The organism is Clostridiales bacterium (genome assembly GCA_030016385.1).
Classification (GTDB): Bacteria; Bacillota; Clostridia; order Clostridiales; family Oxobacteraceae; genus JASEJN01.
Genome location: JASEJN010000089.1, coordinates 1 through 8522, shown reverse-complemented (window position 1 = coordinate 8522; position 8522 = coordinate 1). Strand labels below are relative to the sequence as shown.

At 38.4% G+C, this 8522-nt stretch carries 12 protein-coding genes; 4 read left to right on the top strand and 8 right to left on the bottom strand.

Annotation, left to right across the window (positions count from 1 at the left end; all coding sequences use genetic code 11):
• Positions 1-484: 484 nt before the first annotated feature.
• The gene (locus tag QME45_13985) at positions 485-997 is read left to right on the top strand and encodes a tryptophan transporter (protein MDI6619740.1); all 513 of its coding nucleotides are present in this window, start codon (positions 485-487) and stop codon (positions 995-997) included.
• A 69-nt stretch (positions 998-1066) separates the two neighbouring features.
• On the opposite strand, the gene queA is transcribed toward QME45_13985, so the two are convergent.
• The 5 genes from queA to QME45_13960 all read right to left on the bottom strand — a co-directional run bounded on the left by queA (position 1067) and on the right by QME45_13960 (position 4948).
• Positions 1067-2092, bottom strand: coding sequence for a tRNA preQ1(34) S-adenosylmethionine ribosyltransferase-isomerase QueA (gene queA / locus QME45_13980; GenBank protein ID MDI6619739.1), 1026 nt, complete (start codon positions 2090-2092; stop codon positions 1067-1069).
• A 22-nt stretch (positions 2093-2114) separates the two neighbouring features.
• The gene (gene ruvB / locus QME45_13975; protein ID MDI6619738.1) at positions 2115-3119 is read right to left on the bottom strand and encodes a Holliday junction branch migration DNA helicase RuvB; all 1005 of its coding nucleotides are present in this window, start codon (positions 3117-3119) and stop codon (positions 2115-2117) included.
• Between the two features lie 8 nt (positions 3120-3127).
• Positions 3128-3718, bottom strand: coding sequence for a Holliday junction branch migration protein RuvA (ruvA, locus tag QME45_13970; protein MDI6619737.1), 591 nt, complete (start codon positions 3716-3718; stop codon positions 3128-3130).
• A 14-nt stretch (positions 3719-3732) separates the two neighbouring features.
• The gene (ruvC, locus tag QME45_13965; protein MDI6619736.1) at positions 3733-4227 is read right to left on the bottom strand and encodes a crossover junction endodeoxyribonuclease RuvC; all 495 of its coding nucleotides are present in this window, start codon (positions 4225-4227) and stop codon (positions 3733-3735) included.
• A 127-nt stretch (positions 4228-4354) separates the two neighbouring features.
• Complete coding sequence (locus QME45_13960; protein ID MDI6619735.1) at positions 4355-4948, bottom strand: hypothetical protein; 594 nt, start codon at positions 4946-4948, stop codon at positions 4355-4357.
• A 172-nt stretch (positions 4949-5120) separates the two neighbouring features.
• Between QME45_13960 and QME45_13955 the strand changes: the two genes are divergently transcribed.
• Complete coding sequence (locus tag QME45_13955; GenBank protein MDI6619734.1) at positions 5121-5300, top strand: DUF1540 domain-containing protein; 180 nt, start codon at positions 5121-5123, stop codon at positions 5298-5300.
• A gap of 25 nt (positions 5301-5325) precedes the next feature.
• On the opposite strand, the gene QME45_13950 is transcribed toward QME45_13955, so the two are convergent.
• Entirely contained in the window at positions 5326-6066 is a 741-nt protein-coding gene (locus QME45_13950; protein MDI6619733.1) for a YebC/PmpR family DNA-binding transcriptional regulator, read from the bottom strand.
• A gap of 285 nt (positions 6067-6351) precedes the next feature.
• Between QME45_13950 and QME45_13945 the strand changes: the two genes are divergently transcribed.
• Together QME45_13945 and QME45_13940 are read left to right on the top strand one after the other, a co-directional pair.
• Positions 6352-6744 (top strand): sulfite exporter TauE/SafE family protein, encoded by a 393-nt coding sequence (locus tag QME45_13945; GenBank protein MDI6619732.1) that lies wholly within the window; start codon positions 6352-6354, stop codon positions 6742-6744.
• A complete protein-coding gene (locus QME45_13940) occupies positions 6744-7094 on the top strand; it encodes a sulfite exporter TauE/SafE family protein (protein ID MDI6619731.1) in 351 nt (116 codons plus the stop codon). Before QME45_13945 ends, QME45_13940 begins: the two co-directional genes overlap by 1 nt.
• Before the next feature lie 18 nt (positions 7095-7112).
• Here the strand turns inward: QME45_13940 and QME45_13935 are convergent, their stop codons facing one another.
• Entirely contained in the window at positions 7113-7751 is a 639-nt protein-coding gene (locus tag QME45_13935; protein ID MDI6619730.1) for a YigZ family protein, read from the bottom strand.
• A gap of 78 nt (positions 7752-7829) precedes the next feature.
• Positions 7830-8282, bottom strand: a complete 453-nt coding sequence (locus QME45_13930; GenBank protein ID MDI6619729.1) for an NUDIX hydrolase — start codon at positions 8280-8282, stop codon at positions 7830-7832.
• Between the last annotated feature and the right edge of the window lie 240 nt (positions 8283-8522).

Sequence of the window (8522 nt, the reverse complement as noted above, 5' to 3'; positions counted from 1 at the left end):
TCGCTCAAAATAACATAATCCTATTTATGCCTGATTTCAAATTGCGAATTGAAGATGACTTCAAAAACGCTTGACAACTCTATGGAAACGTATTAATATATCTCTAATTGAATTATTCAAATTTTATGATTGAAATTAGTAAGCATATTTTATTTTGTTAAAGCGAGCCGGGGGCAGTGAAAGCCTGGTGCATAATAGTATGCCGAATGGATTCAGGAAAAGCCATGTGAAATCTCAAGCGATGTAGCAGAAGCCGTAAGTCCTACGTTATAAGGGCAGGATATCGAAGATTCCATCTTCCGTATCTGGAGAGTTTAATTGAGGTGGTACCACGGAAATATGCTTTTCGTCCTTTTAGGATGAAAAGCTTTTTTATTTTATAACTGATATCAACAGGCAAAGGAGGCGGACAAATATGACCTGAAATCTATATGTTTTTAAAAATATCACATCATCAAAAATATTTTATTATGGAGGTATTAAAATGCAACTTAGAAAAACTATTTTATGTGCAATTCTTTTGGCGGTAGGCTTTATACTTCATCAGGTCGTTCCGGCCTTTGCAGGAGTTACGTTCGACATTCAGCTTTCGATGCTCTTTGTAATTATTTTTATATGTATGGATATAAAAACTACATTTATCGTATCCATAGCTTCCGGTTTGATAACGGCATTGACCACGAAATTTCCCGGTGGTCAAATACCAAACATGATAGACAAAATGATCACCGGCATTGCGGTATATTTTCTTATAAAACTGCTAACAAAATTTTTAAACAGGCAGGTTTCAACGGTAATTGTAGGATTTATCGGCACCCTGCTGAGCGGCACGGTATTTTTAGCATCTGCCCTTATAATCCTTGGCCGCCTTCCAGCGCCATTTACATTTTTATTTCTGACCGTGGCACTGCCGACTGCTGTTGCAAATTGTATAATCACTCCTTTGCTTTACAACATCGTTACTGCTTCCAAAAAGATTACAGGCTTTGAATTCTAGGAAAACGTACTGCTACGGCTTTTATAAAAGCCGTAGCAGTACGTTTTCAACATTTGACGTGCATTGAAATTATACAATAAACATCGCATCGCCAAAACTGTAAAACCTGTATTTATTCATAACGGCGCAATTATATGCGTTCAATATTCTCTCTCTCCCTGCCAGAGCGCTAACAAGCATGATAAGGGATGATTTCGGAAGATGAAAGTTAGTTATAAGGCAGTCTACAGCTTTAAATTTATATCCAGGATAAATATACATATCGGTCCATCCCGATTTGGCTTCCATGATTCCATCCGGCCTGCTTGCGGTTTCAAGAGTCCTGGTCGATGTTGTGCCTGCGGCGATTATCCTTCCGCCTTTTTTTCTGCATTCGTTTATGGTAATTGCCGAAAGCCCGTCTATCATATAATACTCGGAATGCATTTTATGCTCTTCAATATTTTCCTCTTTTACAGGCCTGAACGTACCAAGACCTACATGAAGGGTGATATACACAATGGAAATTCCCTTCTCTTTTATATTATTCAGCAGTTCTTTTGTAAAATGCAAACCTGCCGTAGGCGCTGCCGCCGAACCTTCCACTTTCGAATATACCGTCTGGTAACTTTCCTTATCGGCCAATTTCTTCTTGATGTAGTGCGGAAGCGGCATCTCGCCCAGCCTATCCAGAATCTCTTCGAAAATTCCGCTGTATTCAAACTCTATTATCCTTCCACCTGCGTCCGTGTGGCTCAGTATCTTTGCAGCAAGTTCACCGTTGCCGAAAATGATCCTTTCACCTATCCTTGCCTTTCTCCCGGGGTTTACAAGCACTTCCCATTTATCTTTTTCCACCCTTTTAAGAAGAAGTACCTCGATTTTTCCTCCCGTATCTTCCCTTCTTCCATATAATCTTGCGGGCATTACCCTCGTATTATTTAAAACCAGACAGTCACCGGGATTCAAATAATCTATTATATCTTTGAATATCCTGTGCTCGATCTTTCCGGTATCTTTATGCAAGATCATAAGCCTGGATTGATCCCTCTGCTTTAACGGCTCCTGTGCTATCAATTCTTCGGGTAAATTGTAATCAAATTCTTCAAGTTTCATTTAGTATCCCTTCTTAATATCATTAGTTTTCATCTGAATAAGCTATGTTGAAATGCTCATATGCAGATCTTGTGGCGACTCTTCCCCTTGGAGTCCTGTTTATGTATCCTATTTGCAAAAGATATGGCTCATATACGTCCTCGATAGTTTCATTTTCTTCTCCTATAGAATATGACAATGTATCGATGCCTACGGGCCCTCCACCAAACTTCTTTATTATCGTAAGCAGTATCTTCCTGTCTATGCTGTCAAGGCCCATTTTGTCCACTTCAAGGAGATTCAAACCTTCGTTTGCCGTATTATAGTCTATTATTCCCGAGGCCCTTACCTGCGCATAATCCCTTACTCTTTTTAGAAGCCTGTTCGCTACTCTCGGGGTTCCGCGTGAACGCATGGCAATCTCCTCCGCGCCCTTTTCATCTATTTGAATATGAAGTATTTGCGACGACCTTTCTACTATCTTTTTTAGTTCCGTTGTTTCATACATATCAAGCCGGCATATGACACCGAATCTGTCTCTTAAAGGAGAAGTCAAAAGTCCTGCCCTCGTAGTTGCTCCAATAAGCGTAAACTTAGGCAAATCCAATCTTAATGACCTCGCACTGGGTCCCTTGCCGATTACTATATCCAGAGCGTAATCCTCCATTGCAGGATAGAGTATTTCCTCAACGCTTTTGTTCAATCTGTGTATTTCATCGATAAATAAAACATCGCCCTCGGATAGGTTTGTCAATATGGCTGCAAGATCGCCCGGCCTTTCGATAGCAGGCCCCGATGTAACCCTTAAATTACTTCCCATTTCATTTGCTATAATCGATGACAGAGTCGTTTTCCCAAGTCCCGGAGGGCCGTACAAGAGCACATGATCCAAAGGTTCTTTCCTCGATTTAGCCGCTTCAATGAATATCGAAAGCTTTTCCTTCACTTTATTTTGTCCTATATATTCATCAAGGGTTCTCGGCCTCAGGTTTCCCTCTATCGGGGTATCTTCGGATTTTAAATCGCCGCTTACTATTCTCTCATCCATTTAACCACCTACTTCATTAGATTTTTAAGTGCGGCCTTCACTATGCTTTCAGCATCTTTCCCCTGCCTATCCACATTTGCAACAGACGCATTTGCCTCGGCTATATTGTAACCTAAAGCGACTAATGCTCCCACAGCTTCACTTAAAGCATCATCTTCTGATACGGCAATATCCGCATCTTTAGTCACCATACTATCAATATCTATCTTATCCTTAAGTTCAAGTATAATTCTGTTGGCCGTTTTGCTTCCTACGCCCGGGACGGAAGTCAAGGATTTTATATCATTTCCCGCTATAGCCAGTGCAAGCTTCGAAGGTGCCAAAACAGACAATATTGAAAGGGCAGCTTTAGGTCCGACCCCTGTTACAGATATCAGCAATTCAAACATATCCAGCTCGTCCTTAGTCAGAAAACCGAAGAGGACTACCGCATCTTCCCTTACGTGAAAATATGTATATATCTTAATGCTTGCATTCAATTGATTGATTTTAGCTATAGTTGAACTTGACACAAATATCTTGTATCCTATTCCGTTATTATCTATTACAATATAATCTTTGCCAGAATCTTCGAATGTTCCTTTAATATAGTCAATCATAAACTTATTCTCCCCTATTTTATCCTGAACATATCCGGTACATGGCTTGAATGAGCATGGCATATAGCTATCGCTAAAGCGTCGGCCGCGTCATCGGGCTTCGGAATGGTTTTTAGACCCAATATAGCTTTTACCATCTGCTGTATTTGCATTTTATCCGCTCTTCCATAACCTACAATGGATTGCTTTACCTGAAGCGGCGTATATTCGAATATATTAAGGCCTGCCTCATATGCGCAAAGCAGCGAAACCCCCCTTGCATGTCCAACAGTTAGAGCCGTCTTGACGTTTTTATTGAAAAATAATTCCTCAACTGCCAGATCATCCGGTTTATATTTATTTATTATATCTTTTAATCCCCTGTATAATATGGAAAGCCTTTCAGGCATCGTCGAACTCGGCTTTGTAATCAATGCGCCATAATTTATCATATAAAGCTTATCCTTTTCATATTTTATAACACCATAGCCAAGTATTGCAATACCAGGATCGATTCCAAGTATTATCATCTGTCAAATCCCCACCCAAACATTTATTCGTATTACCGTTCTCTTATATTTTACATTAAATCCGATAAACTGCAACATGAAATGATCTATGGGTGCATATCGATTATTTGAAGAATATTATTTTAGGTTATTCATAATCGCTTATTGCGCTGTATACTTCGTCAAGAGTTTTAACTTCTATCCCCTTTTCAATAGTTTCATCTTTATTTTTACACCGTACCGGGGTAAAATCGTTGAAAATAACTGCCTGCCCCTCATCATCAGTCACGAATACTTTAATAATGTCATCCTCCAATTTTACTAAAAAACAGTCGGGCAAGTTTGGGAACTTTCTTTCAACTGTTATTTTATCCTTGCTGAACATAACCGCATCATAATCGCTGAAATAATCTTTTACCTGTTCCTCATCAAAATTAACAATTTCATCAGGAACGGATTTCGGATCATTTTCTATTATGTTACCGGTATTTATAGATACTATCTTCTCAACTAAAACTGTCGACGGCGTAACCCTGTCTCCTGAAGGAAACTGCGCCGTCCCCTTTTCATCGATGTTCACAGGTGTTTTTTCCTTTACATCGATCCTTTCGCCAGGTTTTGGCTGCGGGGCCTCTTTCAATATCTTCTTCATCGTAACATAATATCCGTATCCAAAAGCGGCCGCTATTAAAATAATAGAACTTAAAATTATCAGAAGTCTCTTTTTATATCTTCCCAGCATATTTTTTACACTCTCCTGTATATTTGCTTTATCTCTGCGCATTATACAGGGAAGTATTATATCCATGCTGCTAAAATAATATACGTGCTGCTAAATTTTTAATATCGGAACGAATAAAATTTATATTATTTCTAATAATAATTTTGAAATTAAAATAAAGGGAGTGATCTTTATGGAAGGCAGAATCAAAAAGGATGACAATCCGATAAACAGAGTCAAATGCGTGGTTAATACATGCCATTATTACGGAATGGGCGATCATTGTACCGCAGAGCATATTGAGATACAATCACCAAATTCCTGGGATTCCCAAACGACGGACTGTGCAACATTTGTACCTGAGAATAAATAAAAGAGAGCCACTTGCTCTCTTTTATTTATTCTCCCCATCCTTCAGGGAATTCTGCATTATGCCAGACGTTTTGAACATCATCGTCTTCCTCAAGCCTGTCAATAAGTTTTTCAACTTTCTCAGCATTTTCAGCATCGAGTGTCACATTATTATTAGGCACCATGGATATCTCCGCAGAAATAAATCCTATTTCCTTGTTTTCAAGGGCTTGACGCACGGATGAAAAATCCTCCGGAGATGTCGTGATCTCAAAAATGTCGCCGTCAGAATTAAAATCTTCCGCGCCTGCATCTATCGCTTCCATCATAAGTTCATCTTCATCTATCCCGTCTTTTTTCTCAACGACTAAAATACCCTTTCTTTCAAACATCCATGATACACAACCGCTGGCTCCAAGACTTCCGCCGCTTCTTTCGAATGTATGCCTTACATTGGAAGCCGTTCTGTTTTTATTATCCGTCAATGCGTTGACAATAATGGCAACTCCGGCCGGTCCGTAACCTTCATAGTTTATTTCCTCATAAACTATGTTTTCTCCTTCCCCCGTTCCTCTCTTTATCGCCCGCATTATCGTATCCATCGGCATGTTTACCGCTTTGGCCTTTGCAATAGTATCCTTCAATTTAGAATTCGCATCGGGATTTCCTCCGCCTTCTTTTGCGGCTACTAATAGTTCTTTACCTATCTTTGTAAACATCCTCCCGCGAGCAGCATCCTGTTTGCCCTTCCTCGCCTGTATATTATGCCATTTTGAATGTCCTGACATATATTATATTCCCCCTTACAATACCGGTTTTTTCAGATCAACTGTTTAATACAACATCTAGTTTACTATTATACCATATAGTTTAGCAACGTCAAAATTTTTCAGCTTTGGCGGGTGCATATTCTTCAAATAATCTCTATACACTCAATTTTGACCTGTGATTCGTAATATGGACTTATGTTATTTCAAACACTTCATTCGCCAAATTCGAGTTTTTAATGCGTAATAAAATATTTAAATACTAATTGTGAATAATAGTATTTAAATATGAAAAAATAAAAATGCATGCAAAATATAATAAAAGAATGTGGTATCATCAAAAATTACAGGTATTTATTCAAAATATTATCGGTAGGATTGGCAGCAGGTTTTTTCAATGGCTTATTCGGTTCGGGCGGTGGAACTATAATCGTGCCTGCAATGGTATTTTTACTGGATGTAAAAGAGCAAAAAGCACACGCTACTGCGATTGCTGTTATACTTCCGCTTTCGATCATAAGCTCGTATATTTATTTTAAACATAATCTAACCGATTGGAGGCTGACTATGAATGTTGTATTCGGTAGTATGGCAGGGGCATATATAGGAGCAAAGATTTTAAATAAATTTTCGGCCGGCATGCTCAGAAAAATATTCGGCGCGTTCATGATATTGTCTGCGATAAGGATGGTGTTTTAATGCTCATTTTTATAGTCAGCATACTATCCGGTATAATCAGCGGCATGGGTATAGGCGGAGGTACTATACTAATACCCGTTCTGATATTGACATCCGGCATAAGCCAGCAAATTGCCCAGAGCGTTAATCTGATCTCTTTTATACCCACTGCATCCATCGCATTGATTACCCATATAAAAAACGGAAATATCGAAAAAAAATTGCTCTTTAAGCTTATAGCCGCAGGTATTCTGGGAGCTGTACTGGGGTCTATCTTAGCCTCATACATTTCATCTGCGATCCTTAGAAAAATGTTTGCAATATTTTTATTCTGCATTGGAGTCTATGAAATCTGCTGCAAAAAGAAATAGGAAATTCTTGATATGTTTTTAATCAGCTGCTTCTGGACATATATCATAATACTTATCCAGAAGTCCTATTTCGGCTTTGCCATTTGATATTTCATTTATTTTATGAATGAAGAGAGCAGTGCTATCATATTTTATTTTAGCAATGACTCTGACATAATCGGTATACTCTATATCAAGCACATCGCCTTTTGAAATATCAATTGCATTTTTTACTTTTACAAGCAATGTATAAGGCACCTTTATCGATATTTTGTCATGAAGAGCCATGGTACAGATACCCGACTTTTCAACTCCTCTTTTTACTGCTTGCGAATACGCTCTTATCAGGCCGCCTGCTCCTAATAAAATACCGCCGAAGTATCTAGTGACAACAACGCAAACATTTACCAGATCTTTGCTTCGTATGACATTAAGTGCAGGCATTCCGGCTGTACCATGGGGCTCTCCATCATCACTCTGCTTTTGTAATAAAGTGCCGCAATATACAACATAGGCAAAAACATTATGAGTAGCATCCCTGTATTTTTCCCTTGTCTCTCGAATAAACTCAGCAGTTTCAGCTTCATTTTTCGCATGCTTTAAGTTACATATAAAGCGTGACTTTTTCTCATATATTTCTTCACATGTTTCTTTATATATAGTTCTGTATTCATTCATACTGCATCACCATGCAATCAAAAACGGGCCATTCGAACTTAAGGCAGATATCAGCTTTCGCAATTGACTATGCAATTGTTACCTTGCGTAGCTTTTAGCCTCCTCTGCAGTAGCCTCGCACTGCATCTCTTTGTATTTTGCAAAGGAAAGCCTTACTAAAGCTTTATCCTGGCTATAGGTTATAATGTTTTCAGCCTCGTCAAAGGTAAAATAACCTCCCTCTGAAAAGTTTTCATCCTTTGAAACAGAAAAGTTTTCATCAACTGCCTCCATGATATACCAGGTGATTCTGTTACAAACAGGTCTTTTCCTCGTAAAAGAAAAAAATTCGTAACTTGTTTGCCCCGCAGTCGATATGATCTCAGCTGAAATTCCTGTTTCCTGCTTTACTCTTTTCACAGCAACTTCATGAGGCAGTTCACCGTTACGAATTACACCCTTCGGTAAAACCCATTCACTTTTTTCATTCTTTAACAGAAAAACTTTATCGCCGCTAAAAACAACACCGCCGGCACAATTTCGAATCAGCATGTTAGATGCCCCCTCTCTTTGTTTTATTATTATAATATATTAAATTTTAATTTAATTCAATACTTTATAAAAATATTAAACAAATGTTCATATTTACACTGGTCATGCCTTTAATTATGCCAGGCCATAAGAAGTTAACGTTTTATATGTATATATTATCCATAATCTTCGATTCGTAATATATGCTTATGTTATTTTGAACACTCATTCGACAGATTCAAGTTTTGTAAGTTCTAAGGC